This window comes from Pelotomaculum propionicicum (assembly GCF_048984525.1).
GTDB lineage: Bacteria > Bacillota > Desulfotomaculia > Desulfotomaculales > Pelotomaculaceae > Syntrophopropionicum > Syntrophopropionicum propionicicum_A.
Genome location: NZ_JBMGJC010000001.1, coordinates 1 through 19,404, shown reverse-complemented (window position 1 = coordinate 19,404; position 19,404 = coordinate 1). Strand labels below are relative to the sequence as shown.

At 47.3% G+C, this 19,404-nt stretch carries 23 protein-coding genes, 1 tRNA gene and 1 riboswitch; of the genes, 8 read left to right on the top strand and 16 right to left on the bottom strand.

All coding sequences use genetic code 11. From position 1 onward, the window contains the following. The first annotated feature begins 6 nt into the window (after window positions 1-6). Window positions 7-1,677, top strand: coding sequence for a methyl-accepting chemotaxis protein (locus ACOBQJ_RS00120; protein WP_421069684.1), 1,671 nt, complete (start codon window positions 7-9; stop codon window positions 1,675-1,677). 249 nt (window positions 1,678-1,926) lie between these two features. Here the strand turns inward: ACOBQJ_RS00120 and ACOBQJ_RS00115 are convergent, their stop codons facing one another. The 7 genes from ACOBQJ_RS00115 to ACOBQJ_RS00085 all read right to left on the bottom strand — a co-directional run bounded on the left by ACOBQJ_RS00115 (window position 1,927) and on the right by ACOBQJ_RS00085 (window position 7,546). Then, a complete protein-coding gene (locus tag ACOBQJ_RS00115) occupies window positions 1,927-2,430 on the bottom strand; it encodes a DUF2284 domain-containing protein (RefSeq protein WP_421069683.1) in 504 nt (167 codons plus the stop codon). A gap of 112 nt (window positions 2,431-2,542) precedes the next feature. Next, window positions 2,543-2,620, bottom strand: a tRNA-Pro gene (locus ACOBQJ_RS00110). Between the two features lie 109 nt (window positions 2,621-2,729). Beyond that, entirely contained in the window at window positions 2,730-3,458 is a 729-nt protein-coding gene (locus tag ACOBQJ_RS00105; RefSeq protein ID WP_421069682.1) for a class I SAM-dependent methyltransferase, read from the bottom strand. Window positions 3,459-4,010: 552 nt separating this feature from the next. Further along, on the bottom strand, window positions 4,011-5,009 hold the full coding sequence (locus ACOBQJ_RS00100; RefSeq protein WP_421069681.1) for a potassium channel family protein: 999 nt from the start codon (window positions 5,007-5,009) through the stop codon (window positions 4,011-4,013). Window positions 5,010-5,220: 211 nt separating this feature from the next. Then, a complete protein-coding gene (locus tag ACOBQJ_RS00095) occupies window positions 5,221-6,327 on the bottom strand; it encodes a mannosyltransferase family protein (protein WP_421069680.1) in 1,107 nt (368 codons plus the stop codon). After that, complete coding sequence (locus ACOBQJ_RS00090) at window positions 6,328-6,750, bottom strand: GtrA family protein (RefSeq protein WP_421069679.1); 423 nt, start codon at window positions 6,748-6,750, stop codon at window positions 6,328-6,330. A gap of 52 nt (window positions 6,751-6,802) precedes the next feature. Then, window positions 6,803-7,546: a glycosyltransferase family 2 protein gene (locus ACOBQJ_RS00085; protein ID WP_421069678.1), complete on the bottom strand. Its 744-nt coding sequence runs from the start codon at window positions 7,544-7,546 to the stop codon at window positions 6,803-6,805. A gap of 215 nt (window positions 7,547-7,761) precedes the next feature. Here ACOBQJ_RS00085 and ACOBQJ_RS00080 point away from each other — a divergent pair, with 215 nt between their 5' ends. The 3 genes from ACOBQJ_RS00080 to ACOBQJ_RS00070 all read left to right on the top strand — a co-directional run bounded on the left by ACOBQJ_RS00080 (window position 7,762) and on the right by ACOBQJ_RS00070 (window position 8,585). After that, a complete protein-coding gene (locus tag ACOBQJ_RS00080) occupies window positions 7,762-7,989 on the top strand; it encodes a DUF378 domain-containing protein (protein WP_421069677.1) in 228 nt (75 codons plus the stop codon). Window positions 7,990-8,061: 72 nt separating this feature from the next. Then, window positions 8,062-8,208, top strand: a complete 147-nt coding sequence (locus tag ACOBQJ_RS00075; RefSeq protein WP_421069676.1) for a hypothetical protein — start codon at window positions 8,062-8,064, stop codon at window positions 8,206-8,208. 119 nt (window positions 8,209-8,327) lie between these two features. Then, complete coding sequence (locus ACOBQJ_RS00070) at window positions 8,328-8,585, top strand: hypothetical protein (RefSeq protein ID WP_421069675.1); 258 nt, start codon at window positions 8,328-8,330, stop codon at window positions 8,583-8,585. Between the two features lie 15 nt (window positions 8,586-8,600). Here ACOBQJ_RS00070 and ACOBQJ_RS00065 read toward each other — a convergent pair whose 3' ends face one another. Further along, window positions 8,601-9,245 carry a LexA family protein gene (locus tag ACOBQJ_RS00065; RefSeq protein WP_421069674.1) on the bottom strand — a complete coding sequence of 215 codons (645 nt, stop codon included), beginning with the start codon at window positions 9,243-9,245 and terminating at the stop codon, window positions 8,601-8,603. Between the two features lie 215 nt (window positions 9,246-9,460). Continuing rightward, window positions 9,461-9,575, top strand: a riboswitch (SAM riboswitch). A 95-nt stretch (window positions 9,576-9,670) separates the two neighbouring features. Here ACOBQJ_RS00065 and ACOBQJ_RS00060 point away from each other — a divergent pair. The 3 genes from ACOBQJ_RS00060 to ACOBQJ_RS00050 are packed head-to-tail and all read left to right on the top strand — an operon-like array spanning window position 9,671 to window position 12,031. Next, on the top strand, window positions 9,671-10,870 hold the full coding sequence (locus ACOBQJ_RS00060) for a homocysteine biosynthesis protein (RefSeq protein WP_421069673.1): 1,200 nt from the start codon (window positions 9,671-9,673) through the stop codon (window positions 10,868-10,870). A gap of 17 nt (window positions 10,871-10,887) precedes the next feature. Continuing rightward, a complete protein-coding gene (locus tag ACOBQJ_RS00055) occupies window positions 10,888-11,289 on the top strand; it encodes an NIL domain-containing protein (RefSeq protein ID WP_421069672.1) in 402 nt (133 codons plus the stop codon). 1 nt (window position 11,290) lies between these two features. After that, entirely contained in the window at window positions 11,291-12,031 is a 741-nt protein-coding gene (locus tag ACOBQJ_RS00050; RefSeq protein ID WP_421069671.1) for a UPF0280 family protein, read from the top strand. 13 nt (window positions 12,032-12,044) lie between these two features. Here the strand turns inward: ACOBQJ_RS00050 and ACOBQJ_RS00045 are convergent, their stop codons facing one another. From ACOBQJ_RS00045 to ACOBQJ_RS00010, 8 genes are all read right to left on the bottom strand, one after another. Beyond that, window positions 12,045-12,998 carry an N-acetylmuramoyl-L-alanine amidase gene (locus ACOBQJ_RS00045; protein ID WP_421069670.1) on the bottom strand — a complete coding sequence of 318 codons (954 nt, stop codon included), beginning with the start codon at window positions 12,996-12,998 and terminating at the stop codon, window positions 12,045-12,047. 88 nt (window positions 12,999-13,086) lie between these two features. Then, window positions 13,087-13,401: a hypothetical protein gene (locus ACOBQJ_RS00040; protein WP_421069669.1), complete on the bottom strand. Its 315-nt coding sequence runs from the start codon at window positions 13,399-13,401 to the stop codon at window positions 13,087-13,089. Continuing rightward, complete coding sequence (dinB, locus tag ACOBQJ_RS00035) at window positions 13,394-14,602, bottom strand: DNA polymerase IV (protein WP_421069668.1); 1,209 nt, start codon at window positions 14,600-14,602, stop codon at window positions 13,394-13,396. The genes ACOBQJ_RS00040 and dinB overlap by 8 nt, the downstream gene beginning before the upstream one ends. A 162-nt stretch (window positions 14,603-14,764) precedes the next feature. Further along, window positions 14,765-15,439 (bottom strand): SdpI family protein, encoded by a 675-nt coding sequence (locus ACOBQJ_RS00030; RefSeq protein WP_421069667.1) that lies wholly within the window; start codon window positions 15,437-15,439, stop codon window positions 14,765-14,767. A gap of 1 nt (window position 15,440) precedes the next feature. Further along, window positions 15,441-15,701 carry an autorepressor SdpR family transcription factor gene (locus ACOBQJ_RS00025; RefSeq protein ID WP_421070101.1) on the bottom strand — a complete coding sequence of 87 codons (261 nt, stop codon included), beginning with the start codon at window positions 15,699-15,701 and terminating at the stop codon, window positions 15,441-15,443. A gap of 301 nt (window positions 15,702-16,002) precedes the next feature. Next, window positions 16,003-16,614, bottom strand: a complete 612-nt coding sequence (yedF, locus tag ACOBQJ_RS00020) for a sulfurtransferase-like selenium metabolism protein YedF (RefSeq protein ID WP_421069666.1) — start codon at window positions 16,612-16,614, stop codon at window positions 16,003-16,005. A gap of 116 nt (window positions 16,615-16,730) precedes the next feature. Further along, window positions 16,731-17,603, bottom strand: coding sequence for an Hsp33 family molecular chaperone HslO (hslO, locus tag ACOBQJ_RS00015; protein WP_421069665.1), 873 nt, complete (start codon window positions 17,601-17,603; stop codon window positions 16,731-16,733). A gap of 50 nt (window positions 17,604-17,653) precedes the next feature. Beyond that, window positions 17,654-18,265, bottom strand: coding sequence for a nitroreductase family protein (locus tag ACOBQJ_RS00010; RefSeq protein ID WP_421069664.1), 612 nt, complete (start codon window positions 18,263-18,265; stop codon window positions 17,654-17,656). A 100-nt stretch (window positions 18,266-18,365) separates the two neighbouring features. On the opposite strand from ACOBQJ_RS00010, the gene ACOBQJ_RS00005 reads away from it, so the two are divergent. Further along, the gene (locus tag ACOBQJ_RS00005) at window positions 18,366-19,133 is read left to right on the top strand and encodes an alpha/beta hydrolase (RefSeq protein WP_421069663.1); all 768 of its coding nucleotides are present in this window, start codon (window positions 18,366-18,368) and stop codon (window positions 19,131-19,133) included. Window positions 19,134-19,404: the final 271 nt, after the last annotated feature.

Here is a 19,404-nt window from a genome sequence, read left to right as displayed (position 1 = left end):
AAAAAAATGATAGGGAAGATTTTTGATAGCATTGGTTTCAAACTCTCAATAACGACAAAAATCGCAATCGCCCTGTGCCTGTTAATATCTTTTTTATTAGCATCTGTGGGCTTAACGATGTTTTTCAAAGATCAGTCGCTTATTAAAAAAGAGTTTGCGGACAAAAACTGGAGCGTAGTCCACACGGTAAGCCCTTATGCCGGTGGGTTTATTGTTTCCAACAGCCCGGAATCACTGGCCGGCCTGGTCAAAAGAGTAGGATCCAACCAGGACGTCAGCTACGCGGCGGTTCTGGACAGCGCGGGCAATGTGCTTGCTCACACCGACAGCAGGCAGGTAGGGATGAAAGTGAGCGGTGAAACTGCTAAAAGCGCCATGGCATCGAAATCCGACATTTCAAGTGTCAGCGAAAACAGCCTGGGCAGTTCGGTGATGGACTTCGTCTCCCCAATTAAAGACCCAAGCGGCGCCACCATCGGATACTTCATGATGGGAGCAGACCTCACCGGCGTCAATGAATATATTAAGGACACCATTATATTTAACACACTCGTCGCTATCATTGCCATCTTGGCCGGCGTTTTACTCTCTGTGCTGATCAGCAAGAAGATACTTAAGAAGCCTTTGGAGGACCTCACGGCGGCTACAGAGAGGCTGGCGGCAGGCGACTTCTCGTATAAAGTGCCGGTCTATAAAAAAGACGAACTGGGAGAACTGGCCACGTCCTTTAACACCATGACCGTCCACCTGGCCAACCTTATTCAATCGGTACAATCCAGCGTCGCCGATATCAATAAGTCGGCCGAGCAGATCCTGGGGCAGCTTAAGACCTCCGACCGGACGAACATCAAATTGTCCCAGACATTTGATTTATTAAAACACAGCTCGGAAGAACAGGTGGATATACTGAAGCAGTCTCTCAACCTGTCGGAACAGCTTTCGGAACAGTCTAATCAAGTCTCCAAATATATGAACCAGGTCCTGCACGAAGTCGACAAAAACGTCCAGACCGGTGAAGAAGGCTCTGCAGCTATGTCCAGGATAACCGACGGTATGGAAAAATCGAACCGTTCGCTGGAAAACACAAAAACATCAGTAAAACAGCTGGTGGAAAAATGCGAGCAGTTCAATGAGTCTATAGACTACTTCAAGAACCTTTCTCAAAAAAATACTGAATTCACGCTAAAAGCGGCGCTGCTGGCGGCGCGCGCCGGCAGCCAGGAACTAGCCCAAACGGCAGAAGACATGCACAATATTTCCGAAGAATCCACCCGGCGCATTAACGATTTATATGCTGAGCTTGAGGAATTAAAATCATCATGGTGCGATATAGAAAATGCCCTGGATGTAAATATTGAAAGGATCGCGGACGGGCAGGCTGCTGTCAGCGATGTAAAAGGGAGTTTTGAAAAAATTATAGACTCTCTCCGCACCGGTAAGGAAGTTGTGAAGGAAGCTGCATCAGCCGCCCGTATGCAGTCATCTAATATATTAGAGATAATGGAAAGCCAGCACGGAATTATTGATGAACTGCTGAAGTCAGCAAACAAGAGCACGGGAGCCGGCAGCGACACCAGGCAGCAGACTGAAAACCTGCACGACATCGATTCCCTCGCTAAAAAAATGATGCGCATGGTAGACAGGCTCAACGTGCTGTCGCTGCAGTTTAAGGTTTAAATAATAGGATTAAAAAGCAGTTAAAATACTCAGCAGCCTTAAAGGTTTAATTACCCGTAGGCTGCTGAGCTGTTTTCCACGCTTAAAAGATGTACTTATGTTATTATTAAAACATATGGATATACCAGGAGGTGGCTGTACATGGCCATATTGCCAACGGGAGCTAAAAAAAGGGCGCTGCAGTTCATTATAGCCTTTCTTGCCCTGCTCGGATTGATTTACTTTACAGATAAATAACATGTTATTTTGTCAATCAATTAACAACAAACCATAACAATTCTGTTCGCAATCAAAGTCCTTGACAACATCAATTGGAAACCCGTTTGCCCTTACAGTTTCATATACGTCAATGCCGCATGCTTCCATTGCAGGCCTTACTTCTTGGGGTTTAATACATTTTACCATGTTGCAGGGCCTGCAGGATTTACATGGTCCCGACCCAAAACCAAACACTTTATAATAACCTGACAGGAAAATTTCTTTTTCCAGCTTGGCTATGATCGGGGTTACAATATCCCATGATTTGCAGTGGACCAGCAGGGCTGTTTTATAGCAGTCGATTATTTCCCGCGTCTCCGTGTATGTAGGCGTATGGGGAGGGCAGCAAAGGCGCGTGTTGTACCTGCCGCAGCCATATCTGCATTTCATGATGACCCATGGCGCAGTTTTTACCGTTGCCGGATCAATAAACTTTGCTTCGTGAGAACCCAGCTCTTTTGCTTTTTCGATAAACCTTTCCATTCTGTCGTCCATTTAAACCACTGCCTCCTTATTATAATTTTATTTGCGATGCTAAAAATAAAGGCTCCGTTACAACGGAGCCTTTATTTTTAGGTACCCGGTACCTAAGTTACTAAGTTATTTTTGGTCGGAGCGACACGACTCGAACGTGCGGCCTCTACCACCCCAAGGTAGCGCTCTAGCCAAACTGAGCTACGCCCCGATGTTGTTGTAAGATGCGTGTAATAAGAATTTTAACTTCTTTTGTGCCAAAAGTCAAGGAAAGAAGATTCAGTTCAGCCGGTAAAGCTGGGGCGGTTTTATTACTTTTTTCAGCTTTTCTTATATATAAATGTGCCGAACTCAAGATGTTTACGGTTGGCAAGGATCAATAACCTGTATAGCAAAAGTGTTTTTACATATTCAGGGTTCATTTTTTCTTTTGATACGATCCTGTTTCTGTCTATATACAGCATTTCCTTAAAATTGTCCAGAGGACCCGGCAGATTGCTCCTTACAGCACTTATTTTTTTAAAACCAACACTTTCATAAAGCTCCGCATACTCCTCCAATGACAGGATTTTTGGCAGGCCGCAGACAGTTTTTAATTGCTGCCGGGCATATTCAGGCAGCGACCTGTTAGCCGTCATTTCTATATCTATTATAACACCTCCGGGTTTAAGGACCCGCCGGCATTCTTTCAGTGCCTCCTCAGCCGGTAAAAATATCAGCAGGGATTCGATCAGGACAATATCTGCGACTTCGTCGCGAAACGGCATATCAAGGGCATCGCCAAGCATAAAATTTACGTCGGTCCCCTCCCGGAGGTTTCTTGAGTTCGCTTTTTCAATCATCTGCACTGATTTATCCAGGCCAAATACATATGCCCCACGTGTTTTTGAAAGGTAACAGGCGGTCCTGCCGGTTCCGCAGCCGATATCCAGCACCACGCTTTTTTCAGATATAGGTATACCGCTCAATATCTTTATCGAATGGGAAAACCCGCCCGGGTGCATATTCCCGTAACCCAGAGTCGTTATTGCTTCCAGGTATGAACTCATTTTCAATCCCTTTCCGTTACATTATTCTATATCCTATGTGGCGCGGCTGATTTGGGTTACGGCTGATAAATAAGTGGACAGGCCGGCAAAATATACATAGATTAATACAACTAAAATCAGCAAGAATAATAATACGATTATTGATCATAGAGGTGAAATAATGTTAAACAAGGATAATGACGGCTCTGAGATGGGTGCATTGTTGTTAATATCCGCTGTCCTGACACTTCCATTTATTTTTTACGCCAGGGATATTGCAAATTCCCTCCGGACTATAGCGGGGAATAAATGTTCAGCGTCTGAAGCTGATTAGACCATTTACAGTACTTTTTGCGGGTATTAAAGAAGACCTGTCATTTAAATAACAGGTCTTATCAGGCTGCAGACAAAGTCTTTACGGTGTGGCATTTGGGTCGTGGGACTTGGGCCGTGCGTCTTGAGAATATCCTGTATTCAATTTGGTGTATACCCGTTATTTTTGGGAGTTTATCCGGCCTTTGTTCGGCTGAAGCCAAACCTACATTTCTCACGTCTCACGACTCACGTCTCAATTTACCCGCCGGTAATGACGGTTTCCACCTTTGCCAGCTGTTCAGCCATCCCGCAAAGCACCAGGAGGTCCCCCGCCAAATATTTTTCTGTTGGCTCGGGGTTGATGATATTACTGCCATTACGTTTTATGGCCAGGACTAAAATGCCATGATCTTTCCTGAGGCGGGATTCCCTTATTTCTTTGCCAACTAACGTTGAATGTTCGCTTATAACCAGTTCCTCCAGGTTGAGGTTGTTATTGCGGTCTTCCACAATTGTTTCAACCACGGCTACACTTGTTGGTTTTGTTGAAGCCAGGGCCATCCTGTTCCCCGCTATGGCGGAAGGGCAAACCACGGTATCGGCGCCGGCCCTTTTAAGCCTTACAATGGATTCGGGGCGGTTGGCCCTGGTAACGACGTGGGCGGCAGGATTAAAATCTTTGCAGGTAATTATAATCATCAGGTTTCCCGCATCGTCAGCCAGAGTGGTAATAACCCCCCTGGCTTTGTTTATTCCCGCCGCAAGGAGGTTCCTGTCCTCTGTAGCGTCCCCCGCGATAAACAATACCCCTTCTTCCCGCAGTTCAGCCAGCCGGGCAGGGTCTTTTTCAATTACCACGAACTGTTGTTTTTCCTGGAGAAGCTCAGAAACCACTTCCCGCCCTACTCTGCCTGCGCCGCAAACTATAATATGGTTTATTAATTTTGCAATCTCCCTTGCCATCTTTCTCTTCCCCCAAACGCCTGAAATCCTTCCCTCCACCATACCTGTCAAAAACGTGCTCAGCACAAATGTCAGAAAACCGAATCCCAGGACCGATAGAAGTATTGTTATAATCCTGCCGGTCTTGGTAACAGGCATTACGTCATTGTAACCGGTGGTGGTGACTGAGCTCATGGTAAGCCAAACTGCATCCATGAAGCTTTTTTGTTCAAATTCACAATAGTAAAAGACAGCGGAAGAAATAAAAGTGATTAAAAACAAAAACGCATACAGTATCGGGCGTATTGATGTCACTGCAAACACCCCGTATTAGTCGTGAGAAATGAGACGTGGGACATGTGTATATTCTGCATTCCTTAATGGTCTTTATTTTTTAGTGCATAACAATAATACTTATTTATGACGACGAAGGTATGCTATTTAAGCCTTAAAAGTACCTATTATTATGGTATTGAAGACCTTCATGCAATTCTCACGTCTCACTTCTCACGTCACATGTCTCATATCAGCTGATCCAGCGGCCTACCGTGAAAAGTACCGTGATCACAGAAAAGACAAAGACGGAAATTATCGAATAGACCTGCACCAGCCCGTGTTTATGCAGGATGTGGGCAAGGGTGATGTACCCTGGGAATAAAACAATAACATACCTGGGCATCCCCAGAGGCATGTTGTCTACGACGGACGAGAAAGGGATTAAAAAGCCCAGGACCATAAATATCAGGAAGGACTTGTCTTTAACATAACTAAAGCTCCTTATGATGAGGAATAAAAAAAGTATAGCCATGCCTGATTCAAAAAGGCAGTAAAAGATACTGTCGGTAAAAAATAAAGATATATTTGTAAACTGCCCCGCCCCGGGATACTCAAAATGGCGGAATCCCCAGTATTCCCTGTTCAAGGAAGTGGCGAAAGCCAGGGGGTCCCCGGTAGCCTTCCATAGAACAGCCATAAATATTAATAATGATGCCGGAATTATGAGCAGTGTCGCCGTTTTTTTAAAATCAAGCCTGCGGCCGTTTGCTTCATAAAAATAATATAGGAGGGCGAAAAAAGTAATAACACCCAGGTTTCTTGTAAGGGCCGCCAGTGCGCCTAAAACCGCGGCCGTGATGAATTTATCCTGCCTGGCGTAATAAAATGCTGCCAGTGAAAAAGCCAGTAACAGCGGTTCGGAATAAACCGAGGAAAAAAATATGGCCGTGGGGAAAAACAGCAAAGCAAAAACCGAGGTCATAGCGATTTCTTCATTGTGGTCATTTTTTACCATGCGGTAAAGATAGCAGCATGCTATTAAAAGAGCGGTGTTTGAGATCAAAAATCCTGATATGATATTGCTGTTTGTCAGCAGGGTCAGCGACCTGATCAGAAAAGGGAACATGGGGAAAAAAGGAGCGCTGTCATAGTCATACCCCTGCCCCGCTATTCTCAAAAACCACCCCGCGTCCCAGTGGAGCAGCGAGTCAAGCAAAACATTCGGATGCAGGTTATCGACAGCCGCGGGGAGAAAAGGGTTGAGCACATCCCGCGTTATAAAAACCAAAAAAATAATAAGGAATTTATTTAAAAAGTAAAGGTAACCGACCCGTTTGATGTCCTCTGAAATAATCATTTAACCCCCAGAAGTCTTGGCAACCATTTTGCCCTTGCGAAAGACCCACAGCTTATTCAGGACGAAATTGAATGAAAAAGTTATGAATGTGGCGAAAAACAGGGCCATGGTTTGTTTTAATTCTAAATTAAGGAATATGTAGAGTGAACCACTGTTAAAGCCCAGGCCGACCAGGTTTACCAGTAAAAATTTGGTGAACCTGCCTCCCTCGTTTTCACGCAGGCTGTCCTTGAAGGTCCAGAACCTATTTAAAAAAAAGCTGTTTATTATACCGCAAAAATAACTGAACCCTTTGGCGGCGGCGTAGAAAACCGCGCTCTCGGCAGGAAATATTTTAAGTATAACAAAATATACAGCCCAGTCTATCAGCGTGTTTACACAACCGACAGCCGCGAATTTAAACAACTGCAAAACGTTTTCCATATAAACTCCTTGTCATAGATCTTCCATCAGTCTTTCTTTTTTTATGCCATAGTTAAAGCTGTTTTCTTAATTTATAAAGCTCGATAAACGCCTTAACAATGACAGACAGTTTTGCGCCGGTCTGACTCCCGGCCACCCTGGGATAATGGTTGACGCCAACCTCGGTAATAGTATAGCCTTTTGACTTTGCCTTAGCCAGTATCTCGGTATCAATAAGCGCGCCTTGAGCGGTAAGGGCGATTTCGTCAAATATCTTCCTTCTGTACAGTTTAAAAGCAGAGTCCACATCCGAAACATTAAATTTAAAAAGCATATTTACCATGGCGCCCCACAAAAAGGCGTTAACCTTTCGGTGCATGGGGTCCTGCCTGCTGATCCGGTAGCCGGAAACAATATCATACTTTTCAATATGAGGCAGAAGTTTTTTTATTTCTTCTATTTTAAACTGCCCGTCACCGTCTGTATAAAAAACAAGCTCCTTTCTGGCATTTTTAAATCCTGTTTGCAGAGCCGCGCCATAGCCTTTATTGACTTCGTGGTGTATTGCACGCACCTGTGGGTACTTTTTAGCCAGTTCATCGGCAATTTCAGCAGTACGGTCTTTGCTTCCATCATTTACAATTATTATTTCATAATCATCGGACACCTTGCTTGCAGCGGCTAAAGCGTCGCAAGTTACTCTTTCAACATTTTGCTCTTCATTATAACAGGGAAAAAAAATAGTCAGCGGGTATTTTTTCATGTCCTCCACCAATTTCACATCACTTGTATTTAAGCCACATATTACCTTCGACATAATTAAGCCGCATCCTTCTTGTCGATTTTATAAGAGAACCTTTTGTTTAATCTGATTACGTTTAATTAATTTTATACAGGTTACAATAAAAATAAGGCATTTATTTACTATTCGGCTAATATTTTATTTTTTGAACTTTTTAAATGCGGTATTCGTATAACAAATCAATTTTATTAACATAATAAGGTTATCTTAAAATCAGGGAGGTGTCATGCATGGAATGGTTGTCAAGATTAGCCCTGGCGCTCATAATTATTGGAGCACTGAACTGGCTGCTGGTAGGGCTTTTTGAATGGGACCTGGTTACAGCACTGTTCGGAGGTGACGTCCTAAGGTCGTCATCCGGTTTAAGCAGGGTAATTTATACTATTGTCGGGCTTGCAGGCATATACGCGATCTCATTTTTCTTTAAAGAAAACGCAGTCGTGAAAAATGACAAATAGTTTCCCGCGATCTGCATATCTCAAGTGTAACCTGACAATAATATTTTGAAAAACGAATAAGGAGGAATTTTCATGAGTTCAAGTTCTCGCAAGAAGGAAAAAATAAGCCCTGAAACTCTGGCGCCTCCCCTGGAAGAAGAAGACAACATCTGTTCGGAAGACGAACTGTCCTGCCCTAAATCCTGTGTCTCCGAAGATGAAGAGAATACTTCCTGTTGAAAGAGACCTTGTAAAGGTCTCTTTTTTTGGCCTAAAAATGGTTTAAACAGGGGTTGCCTCCGTTCCAATCAGATGCTATATTTGGATCAATCAATAAATATAAAGAGGTGATGTCAGTCATGAACTACCAAAATAAAGGTAAGGTCAATGACTACCGGGTTAACTTCCATAACAGCGGTAAAATCATCAGCATAGAAGTGACCTGCTGCGGCAGGCATATCGGCGAAATAAGATTTAAAGACGGCGAAAGTAAAAATTGCCCCTTTTGCGGCACAGCTCATTCAATAAAAATCCAGCACAACCACTTTCATATCCGTCCTGACAGGCCGGAGACAGATGAAATAGAGCCTGTTTACGCCGAGAAAAAAGCGCTGTAAATTAATAATTTCGCTTTATGGAAATTTAAAAACGCCCGCGTAAACACCCTGGATCACGATATGTCGTTCATTATCAAGTTCAATATCGGGATATGAGGGATTCGCAGACCTTAGTTTTATTTTGCCTTCTTCTTTAAAACACATCTTTAGAGTGTTTTCAACCCCGTTAATCAGGGCACATACGATCTGCCCGTTAAAATCAAGTGTGCTTTGACGCTTGATTAAAACCAAGTCTCCGTCACATATCCCTTTGCCATCCATAGAATTGCCTTTTACTTTAAGGGCAAAAGTTACTTCACCGGCCTTCTCCCCCGGTACGGGTAAATATCCCAGGTGGTTTTGCTCTGAAAAAAGAGCTTCGCCGGCACGTATGGTGCCCACTACCGGAATTCCGACAAAATTTTTAGAATTTTTTACAGGTTTACTAATTTTAGCTGTATTTTTACTATTTAATTGGTTGGGATTATTTAAAAAATATGCCACAGGCTTTTTTAAAACTGCGGCCAGCCTGTATATATCCTCTATGCTGATTTTTCGTTTCCCTTTTTCATAATAATTAATGGCGGTGGCGGTCAAGCCAAGAGCGATACCCAAATCATGCTGGGAAAAACCCCGGTCGATCCTGGCCTTTCTGATTCTACTGCCAATCCTGGTATACATGGTTCTACCCCGGTTTAAATTTGATTAACTTGTTTTTATATTCTACCACCGCTTTTTCAATTCCTTTATAGCCCTTTATTGTAAACACGCGTTTGTTATCTTTCAAGCCCCCTCTGTTCCAGTTGGTTAAAAACTTTTGATGAAACAATATCTTAAACTGTTGACAGAGAAAAAGACTATTGGTACACTAAGACACAATAAATATATAAAAAGTGCTCTTATCCGGAGCGGCGGAGGGACTGGCCCAATGAAGCCCGGCAACCGTTGGGGGTTAAATGCCACCCAAAAAGGTGCTAATTCCTGCAGGATATTATTTCTGGCAGATAAGGGGAAAAGCGGTGATTATTGCCGGCCTCTTCTTGTTGGAAGGGGCCTTAAATTTATCGTCAGCGCCAGAGCACTATACACGGGAGGGATACTTGAAAATGGCAATTGAGAAAACCTATGCCGAGATTAATGAAAAGATTAAGTCCGGCAGGGCTGTGGTACTCACCGCCGAGGAAATTATTTCCCTGGTAGAGGAAAAAGGCGTTACCGAGGCAGCCCGGAGTGTAGACGTGGTAACCACCGGTACTTTTGGCGCCATGTGTTCATCCGGGGTTTTTTTGAACTTCGGCCACTCAAAACCGAGGATCAGGATGCAGAAGCTCTGGCTTAACGGCGTCCAGGCATACACCGGCATAGCAGCGGTAGACGCATACCTGGGAGCGACGGAACTGCCAGAGGACGACCCGTGCAACAACAATTACCCGGGTGAATTCCGTTACGGCGGGGGCCATGTGATACATGACCTGGTCGCCCGCAAGCCGGTCTGCCTGGAAACGATCTCTTACGGCACCGACTGTTATCCCAGGCAGGAGATAGAGACCGTCATCACCCTGGACGATATTAATGAGGCTACTCTTTTTAACCCGAGGAACGCCTACCAGAATTACAACTGCGCAGTCAACCTCAGCGACAGGACCATATACACTTACATGGGCTTGCTCAAGCCCGACCTTGGCAATGCCCATTACAGCAGCGCCGGGCAGCTTAGCCCGCTGCTGAATGACCCGTATTTCATGACTATCGGCATAGGCACAAAAATATTTTTAGGCGGCGGCGTCGGCTATGTCGCCTGGAACGGCACCCAGCATTTCCCCGGTATCCAGACAGACGCTGAAGGCAAAAGCTACGGGCCGGCCGGAGGAACCCTGTCCGTAATCGGAGACCTCAAGCAGATGAAGCCCAACTGGTTGGTTGGAACAAGCTTTCTCGGATACGGCGCCACTCTGACGGTGGGCCTGGGCATCCCCATTCCCATATTGAATGAAGAGATTTTGCGCTGCACCGCGGTAACCGACAGAGAGCTTTACGCTCCTGTCGTCGATTACAGTGAAGCGTACGGCCAGCGTGTTCCCGGCAACCTTGGCTATGTCAGCTACGCCGAGTTGAAATCAGGCAAAATTACAGTAAAAGGCAGGGAAATCCCCACCGCTCCCCTGTCCAGTTATCCCAGGGCCAGGGAGATAGCCGGCATTTTGAAAAACTGGATCCTGCAGGGCGATTTTCTCCTGACAGAGCCGGTGAAACTGCTGCCTTCATATAAGGACAACATAACGGCAAAAACACTGGAGATTAAATAAAGAGAGGAGTGAAATATTTGTCACCCAAAAAAATAATTCTGCGATTTGGGAAAGATATAGCTGACAGGCCGATAATCTACCGGCTCGCCAGGGACTTCGATTTGGTAATAAATATTCTCAAAGCCAACGTTGACCAGAATAAAGAAGGCACAATGGTGCTGGAGCTTACAGGTGAAAAATACGACCTTGGACTTGATTATTTGAAAAAACAGGGCGTCCGCGTGCAGCCCCTTGCTGAAGAAGTATTCAGGAACGAGGAAAAATGCACAAGCTGCGGCGCCTGCACCGATATCTGCCCCAGCGGCGCTCTGTACATGGAAAGGCCCTCAATGGAAGTGAAGTTTGAAAGCGACAACTGCATTGTATGTCAGATATGCGTTAAAATATGCCCGGTAAAAGCCATGGAGGTCAGGTTCTAAATTGGACTACACGGAAAGATCGTACCGGGAGCAGTTCCGGCAGGACGACCTTTTTCACTTTCAAGTGGTTGTAAACCAGACCGACCTGGACATAGGTGTACGCAGGGAGAGGTTTTCTCCTGATGTGGCCAGGTGGGTACAGGAAATGGTCTGTAAACAGCGTGAACTCCTCGAAAAATACATCGAGGAGGATCACGCTTTTCTTCATTCTCTTGTACCATGTACTTTAAAACCAGGCGCGCCGCAAATAGCGGTTGACATGGCTGACGCTTCCCGCCTGGCCGGTGTAGGGCCGATGGCCGCCGTGGCCGGTGCTTTCGCCCAATACATAGGGTCGGCGCTGGCCAGGCGCTCCAGGGACGTCATAGTGGAAAACGGCGGCGATATATACATACGCAGTGCCAGGCAGCGTACGATCGGAATTTTTGCCGGCAGATCCCCCCTGTCAAACCGGCTCGCCCTTTCGATCAGGCCGGAGGACACCCCTCTGGGGGTCTGCACTTCTTCCGGGACGGTAGGGCCTTCCCTGAGCCTGGGCAGAGCTGACGCGGTTGTGATCCTGGCCCCGTCAGCCATACTGGCTGACGCGGTGGCAACAGCAGCGGGCAACCAGGTGCAGACAAAAGACGACGTGCAGAAAGCCGCGGAATTTGCCGCCGGGATCGAAGGAGTCACCGGCGCGGTAGTGATCAAGGACGACAGGCTGGCTGCCTGCGGGAAACTCAAGCTGGTACCGCTTTAATCCAAGTAAATATTTACCTTCCCCTTATCGCGTTTAACACCGCGGCAAAATGGCCCCAGTTAACCTTTTCAGCCGGATCATGAACGGTACTGACCAGGCTGTCGGCCCATAATTTCTGAATTTCCGCCGCCGGATCCCAAGGGCTGGTGCTGCCCCTGCCGCGCAGCCGGTTCAATACCGAGGCAAATTCTCCCCAGGGCACTTCTCCCCCCTCATCGCGATCGGAAAAGATCAGCCCGTCAACTTTTAATTTTGCTACCTCACCGGCGGGATCCCACTGGCCGGAAAGGGAACTTTTTCCTCTATACCGGTTTATTACAGCCGCAAACGTCCCCCATGTGATATCCTCGGCAGGTCCGTGACCAGAGGCAATCAAGCCGTCGCTTTTCAGTTTGTTGATCTCCTCTGCCTGCTCTCCCCCGGAAACTGGTTTTAATCCAAGCGCCTGGACCAAGCCGGCTGAAATAGCACCGGCTATCTGCACTCTGAAAGCCGGGTCAGCCAGCCTGGCAGCGTCACCAGGCGTGTCAATAAACAGGTTCTCCAGGAGGGCTGCCGGCATCTCGGTCAGGCGCAGCACAGCAAAGTTGGCGCTCTTCCCCCCCCTGTCCGGAAATCCTGCCGAGCTGTAAAAACTGCTTAGCCGGTTATGGACGATATCCCGCAGCGCCAGCGACCTGTCAACGGCGTTAGTATGGACATAGCTTTCAAAACCAGTCCCGCCGCCGGCATTGATGTGGATCGAGAGAAAATAAGCGGCGCCGAGCCTGTTGGCCAGATCAGCCCGCTCATCCGGCTCAAAGTCTATATCGGAATCCCTGGTCATATAGACATCAGCGTCGTAGGAAGCCAGAGCGTCACGAGTCTTGGCGGCGATGTCCAGGGTCAGTTCTTTTTCCTGAAGCCCCGATCCCACAGCGCCGGGATCTGAACCGCCGTGACCGGGATCGAGTACAATTATGGTCAATATACTTTCCCTCCTTTACTAAAAAAATTAACTATTATTTTTAATGTATGCTTTTGAATGTATAATGGCCGTTTAAGAACAGCACATTTTATTTTTTGGGATGAAACAGGCCGCAGGCCTGGCGGTGGTGTCCGGGCCCGGCCAGGACCCGCTCCAGGCCGTCCCTGCCCACTTCCTTTAATATTTCTTTCACATCAAGTTTTGCCGGCACCCGCTTTACCCTGCCCGCATATTGGGGAATGAGCGCGGCGCAGCCCGTCCTGACCTCGGTTTTTCCGGCAATCAGGATGTAATATTTGCACTGGGGGCAGGTGTGAGCAACCCTGTCCCGCAGTTCCGGCAGCATCATCCGGTGGCCCTCGTAAAGAAAATTTTTCCGGTAGTAGTCATGGATGTTAGACATGGCTGCCTCCTCCGTCCCGGTCGCGGAAAACGCCGTCCGGGGTGAGCGATATGGCCCTTAGAATGCTCTGTTCGCCAAAGCGGTCCTTGATCCGGTCACAAGCGGCATGCAGAAGGCGGGCTTTCTCCGACTCCCCGAACAGGTCTACCTGCTCCGAGGTGTTTTTGACCAGCCCGGCCAGGGACACGCCGACCATCCTGACCGGTTTCCACTCCGGCCAATGCCGGCGCAGCAGTTCCACGGCCACTCTGTAGATATCATTGGCGGAGGCTGTTGGAAAGTTTACGCTGTGTGAGCGGGACATCCACAAAAACTCAACATCCTTCAGGGTAAGGTGTACCGTCCTGCCCACGTACCCGCCCAGGCGCACCCGCCTGCACACAATTTCACACAGCTCCAGGATGACCACCTCTATCCGGCCATAACCACGGTAGTCCCTGGGGAGGGTGATCTGATGCCCGATAGACTTGACCTTCTCCAGGGAACGCGGGTCTACGGGGCTGTAGTCGATACCGTTGGCGGACAGGTACAGTACATGGCCAAGGAGGCCGAACCGTTTGCGCAGCACCGGCAGAGGATAGCAGGCAAGCTCTCCGATGGTGTGGATGTTTAAGTCACGCATTCTCTTCTCCAGGCGCGAGCCTACCCCAAAAAGCTCCCTGACCGGGAGAGGCCACATTTTATCCGGCACATCGGTAAGGTCGAGGACCGTAAGCCCATCCGGCTTCTGCATGCCGGCCGCCATTTTAGCCAGGAGTTTATTGGGACCCACCCCGACGCTGCACATAACGCCTACCTCATCTTTAATCCTTTTCTTCAGCTTCAGCGCGATATCAAGAGATGAACCGAAAAGGTGGCCGCACCCGGACAGGTCCATAAAGGCTTCATCGATGGAAAAAGGCTCTACCAGCGGGCTGAAATCTTTCATGATCCTGACAATCCGGGCAGAAAAATTAACATAGTGGCTGTGCCCGGGTTTAATGAAAATGCCCTCAGGACAGAGGCTCCGGGCCTCCCACACAGCCATGCCCGTCTTTACCCCGAAGGCCTTTGCCTCGTAGGAAGCAGCCAGGACTATACCGTGGCGCTTGGCCGGGTCGCCGCCGACGATAACCGGCTTCCCTCTGAGACGGGGTTCCATAGCCTGGTGCACGCTGGCAAAAAAAGAATTCATATCTGCCAGCAGGATCGGACAGCGCAAAAAAACCACCTACCAAACACATGTTCTAATCCTATTATAATACGAACATGTGTTCCCGGTAAAGTGGTTGTATTTGGATCGATTGTTTATGGGTAGTTTAAAAAAATGAACAATTTCACAGGATTAACAGGATTTTTAATCTTGTGATATGTGTTTTAATGTTTAATTCTGCAGCTTTTTAAACTCAACATAGGAATAAACCATCGGTATTATGGCCGCCACGCCAATAGATATTCCCAGCAGGATCCCTCCCCAGGTTCCTCCGAATAGGGCCGCGACCAGCCCAATCAAGCCCGCCGCCACCCATAACCTCCCGCCGAGGCGGTGTGTTTTTTGCCATACCTGTTCATTTGCCAGAGTCCAGGGTGTCTTGAATCCGACAAAATAGTTATGTCTTATTTGTCCCATATAGTTGCCCAGAATGATGAACATTACGGATATACCCGCCATCACCGCCCTGTCCACGGGGACACTGTAGCCAAAGGCGCTTGCCAGTACCAACAAGTAGACTCCGGTCATAAAAACAACGAACACCGCCCTGAAAACACGGTAAGCCCCTGCAAACTTCAGGTAGTTTTCCCTGCGCGGGTCGATTAAAGGCAGTACCAGCATCATAAAATAAATACCTGCATTTAACAGCGGGATGCCGAATGCTCCCCAGAAGCGGGAGGAATAAGCGTCGATCTCCCCCCTGATATTCCAGTGGCTGGGCACCCGCTCAGGCAGCAGGTCGTACAACAATGCTCCCGCGGCCAGGGACCCCAGAATCAGCAATATCAGCGGCAATTCGGACAATATGTTCTTCCCAAATCCCGACCTTGTCTCTCTTTGTTCCATGTTAATCCTCCTTTCTGCCTGATATCTCAGAAAACCAGCTCATTATCTCCTGAAATACAGTCATATTTAAAGAATATGATATGAATTGTCCCCTGCGTTCATCCAGCACCAGACCTGACTGCTTTAAAATATTAAGGTGGTGTGAAATGCTTGGCTTTGAAATATTAAATTGGTCTGCTATTTCCCCGGCAGTCATGTCCTTTTTTTGCAAAAGCCTTAGTATTTTTCGGCGTGTGGGGTCAGCCAGGGCTTTAAACACCATGCTTACCAAAAAGCAAACCCCCTCCAGCTGATTATTAGTTATTTAGGCAAATGTCTAAATATAATATATACTTTTTCTACAAATATTTCAAGATGTCTAAAATATTTATTCACTGGAAAAATCAGTTGTGCGACAGGTAGTACAAGAATTAATACCACACAAGAGAGATACAAAAAAGACCGGCGTTCCGGCCCTTGCAATGTTATAAATTATTCTGCTATCACACATTAGTACGAATGAGTATACAATTGTTCATTTAATGCGACAGCGAGAACCGTCCCCACTGTCGCACCACGACCTATTATCCTATGGAAATTACTTTATAAGGCCCTGTGAGCCTGGTGTTGATATCCAGCATGTTTGAAACAGTGCCTACCGCGAGTTTATCGTTTAACTTGTAGTAATTAAGACAGGTTCCGCATACTAGTATTTCCGTACCCTTTCCGGCAAGCGCCTGAAGCTGTTCCAAAACCGGCGAACCTTCAACTGCCAGGTAGACGCCGGTGTTCAGGAATAACAGCGCCGCTGGAGGATCCTGCTGCGTGAGAGTTACCATCAGGCTTTTCATCAAGACTTCGCCCAGGTCGGGAGAGCCCTGCCCCAGGCTGTTTGTAGCAATAAAATATACGTTTCCGGCTGTTTGCGGCGTTTCGGTCTTAGCCCCAGCCTGGTCCCCAGTCTTTATAATATTTCGTTCCGGAACTGTTATTTCCAGGTGGAAGAAACCATCTTTTTCTTTAATATCAACCTTGCAGCCTGCATTTGCGGCAAACCGTGAAACATTTTCGCGGGCAGCGGCATTATCTACAATAACCAGGATATTATTATCATTTCCTGCTTCAACGGCCTTTTTAGTTTCAATAACCGGCTGCGGGCAGGCCAGGCCCCTGCAGTCAAGCAGCTTACTGCTCATAGTATCTTCCTTTCACTGTTTTGTCCAATGCTGATTCTATTCAAGTTATAATATAAATATCCTTCATGTTTACAATCAAATATTATTATTAATGCCTGGCTATAAATAAAGATAAATTATAGATCATTTATCATCATTTTTAATTCACCCGCGTCAAAATTGTATATTTCACCGCAAAAATGGCAACGGACCTCAGCTTTATCCTGTTCCTGATAGATCTTAACAATCTCATCCTTCCCCATCGCCGCAAGGATATCCTTGACCTTTTCCCTGGAGCAGCCGCATTTAAATTTGAGCGGTGTTTTCTCCAGGAAGCGCACTTGCAGATCCCCTACCGCCAGCGCCACAATTTCTTCCGGCGTCTTTCCAAGGTCGACCAGGGTGCTCACAGGATACATCTCTTTAAGGCTTTTCTCTATGTGGAGCAGCACATCTTCTTCCGCATCCGGAAACAGCTGGATCATTACACCGCCTGAGGCTTTAACCTTACAGTCGGGAGCAACCAGAACGCCCAGCGCTACAGCTGAAGGGGTCTGTTCCGAGGTCAGAAGGTACCGGGCCACGTCCTCGCCTATTTCCCCTGACTCCAGTTCAATACTGCCGGTAAATGGTTCTTTCAGACCCATATCTTTGGTGACATGAAGATAACCCTTACCCACCGCGACACCAACCGGCAGTTTGCCTTCCACCGTGCAGGGCAGGTCGACATGAGGTTCCTGGACATATCCCCTGGCCTCTCCAGACGCATTGGCGGTAACCACTATAGCTCCTGCCGGCCCGTCCCCGAAAATCCGCAGGGTCAACAGGTCGTCGCCTTTCAGGTTGGCGCCCAGGAGCAACCCCGCGGTTAAAGCCCGGCCCAGTGCCGCGCTTGTTACAGGCCAGGTATCATGCCTGCGCCTGGCTTCCTCAACCAGATCAGTAGTAGTGGCGGCAAAAACACGGAATTGGTTATTGGCGCCGACACCCCTTATTAAATAATCACTCATGTCGATCTCCTTTTACGGTACCCGGTACCTAAGTTATTAAGTTATTGTGTTCAGCAGCCTATCCAGTGGATTTTTTCGCCTTTTCTGGGCGGAGCGGGCGGGTCCTGATCAGGGTAACCTATGGGGATTATTGAGACCAGCTCCTTGTCTGTGATCCCCATCTCCTCGTTGATCTGGTCCTCAGCGTTCTTCGGCGCCGTCATCCAGCAGGTGCCCAGTCCCCTCTCCTTAGCCAGCAGGAGTATGTTTTGGATTAAAGCAGCCGCGCTGAGTGTATTAGTAAAACGACCGTGCTCAACCTGGTACTTTTCTAAAGAGCTCATATCCTCTCTTATTTCATAGGATATTTTTGGCATGTAAACCAGCAGCAGTACCGGGGCTCCGCCCAGGTTCTTGAAAAAATTCAAAGTAATTTTGACCATTTTTTCAGGGAACAACGTTTTTAATTTGGGCTCAAATATTTCACCGGCCAGCTTCACGCTATCAAGAAGTTTGTCTTTCTTCTCACCTTTTACGACATAGATATCCCAATTCTGCCTGTTAGTGCCCGAAGGCGCCCAGAGAGCGTCCTCAAGCAGTTCACTTAATACCTCACGCGGGATATCGCGGTCAAGGTACTTGCGTATGCTGCGCCTCTCCCTTATAATTTCACTGAGATTCAATATTCTGCCACCTCGCTTTGACTTTTTACAACATTATTTTAACATTCTTTACATATAAAAAAACATTATCTTAAAATCTATTTTACTCGGAGGTGTTCGATTGAGCGGTACTTACAAATGGAGAGAGTTAACTTTTTCTAACGACAGGGGGTTAAATCTGGCCGGTCTGTTATACACCGGTCCGGAACCCGGCACGATAGTTATTGTATGCCACGGTTTTACCGGCAGTAAAGAAGGCGGCGGCAAAGCCCTGGTTATGGCTGAAGAGCTTGGGGAAAGGGGCTATTCGACACTTCTTTTTGATTTCAGCGGCTGTGGAGAAAGCGAGGGCAGTTTTTCCGACATCAGCCTATCCGGCCATATCAACGATGTTAAATGTTCCGTTGACCTCTGTCTTGATCTCGGATATAAGTCTATAATTATTGTGGGACGCAGTTTTGGCGGGAGTGCTGTTTTATGCCTGGGAGGGACTGACAAAAGAACAGCCGGGGTAAGCTGCTGGTCCGCGCCCGCTGAACCGTTCAAGCTTTTCTCAGAACGCCTGAAAGTTGACCCGGCTCATGAAAACGGCCTCGTGCCGTTGTCAGGACAGAGCGGGACCGTTTTAGTAAAAAATAGTTTTTTCGAGGATTTAAAAATTCATAATGCAGCGCGCTGCGCCTCATTGATATCACCCCGCCCGCTGCTCGTGGTGCACGGTGAGGCTGACGATGTCGTCCCTTTATCAAATGCTGAAAATATATACAAGGCAGCAGGAGGTCCCAAAACCATAAAAATTATTTCCGGCGCCGACCACCAGTTCAGCGGTCATTACCATGAAGTCTGGTCAGCCTTTTTCAACTGGCTGGAGAATTATTTCCCTGTATAAAGGAACGGGGTCACACCTTTCTCACCAAGCATTCCTGCACATGAGGTATGACCCCGATTGGAAGGAACGGGGTCACACCTTTCTCACAAGCATTCCTGCACATGAGGTATGACCCCGATTGGAAGGAACGGGGTCACACCTTTCTCACCAAGCATTCCTGCACATGAGGTATGACCCCGATTGGAAGGAACGGGGTCACACCTTTCTCACAAGCATTCCTGCACATGAGGTATGACCCCGATTGGAAGGAACGGGGTCACACCTTTCTCAC

Coding starts and splice junctions, on each gene's coding strand:
- ACOBQJ_RS00025 (WP_421070101.1), bottom strand. CDS start 15,701: ATGGTGTTTAAAGCCCTGGCTGACCCCACACGCCGAAAAATACTAAGG.
- ACOBQJ_RS00115 (WP_421069683.1), bottom strand. CDS start 2,430: ATGGACGACAGAATGGAAAGGTTTATCGAAAAAGCAAAAGAGCTGGGT.
- ACOBQJ_RS00040 (WP_421069669.1), bottom strand. CDS start 13,401: ATGTCTAACATCCATGACTACTACCGGAAAAATTTTCTTTACGAGGGC.
- ACOBQJ_RS00070 (WP_421069675.1), top strand. CDS start 8,328: ATGAACTACCAAAATAAAGGTAAGGTCAATGACTACCGGGTTAACTTC.
- ACOBQJ_RS00030 (WP_421069667.1), bottom strand. CDS start 15,439: ATGGAACAAAGAGAGACAAGGTCGGGATTTGGGAAGAACATATTGTCC.
- ACOBQJ_RS00060 (WP_421069673.1), top strand. CDS start 9,671: ATGGCAATTGAGAAAACCTATGCCGAGATTAATGAAAAGATTAAGTCC.
- ACOBQJ_RS00105 (WP_421069682.1), bottom strand. CDS start 3,458: ATGAGTTCATACCTGGAAGCAATAACGACTCTGGGTTACGGGAATATG.
- ACOBQJ_RS00095 (WP_421069680.1), bottom strand. CDS start 6,327: ATGATTATTTCAGAGGACATCAAACGGGTCGGTTACCTTTACTTTTTA.
- ACOBQJ_RS00120 (WP_421069684.1), top strand. CDS start 7: ATGATAGGGAAGATTTTTGATAGCATTGGTTTCAAACTCTCAATAACG.
- ACOBQJ_RS00080 (WP_421069677.1), top strand. CDS start 7,762: ATGGAATGGTTGTCAAGATTAGCCCTGGCGCTCATAATTATTGGAGCA.
- ACOBQJ_RS00065 (WP_421069674.1), bottom strand. CDS start 9,245: ATGTATACCAGGATTGGCAGTAGAATCAGAAAGGCCAGGATCGACCGG.
- yedF (WP_421069666.1), bottom strand. CDS start 16,614: ATGAGCAGTAAGCTGCTTGACTGCAGGGGCCTGGCCTGCCCGCAGCCG.
- ACOBQJ_RS00090 (WP_421069679.1), bottom strand. CDS start 6,750: ATGGAAAACGTTTTGCAGTTGTTTAAATTCGCGGCTGTCGGTTGTGTA.
- ACOBQJ_RS00075 (WP_421069676.1), top strand. CDS start 8,062: ATGAGTTCAAGTTCTCGCAAGAAGGAAAAAATAAGCCCTGAAACTCTG.
- ACOBQJ_RS00085 (WP_421069678.1), bottom strand. CDS start 7,546: ATGTCGAAGGTAATATGTGGCTTAAATACAAGTGATGTGAAATTGGTG.
- hslO (WP_421069665.1), bottom strand. CDS start 17,603: ATGAGTGATTATTTAATAAGGGGTGTCGGCGCCAATAACCAATTCCGT.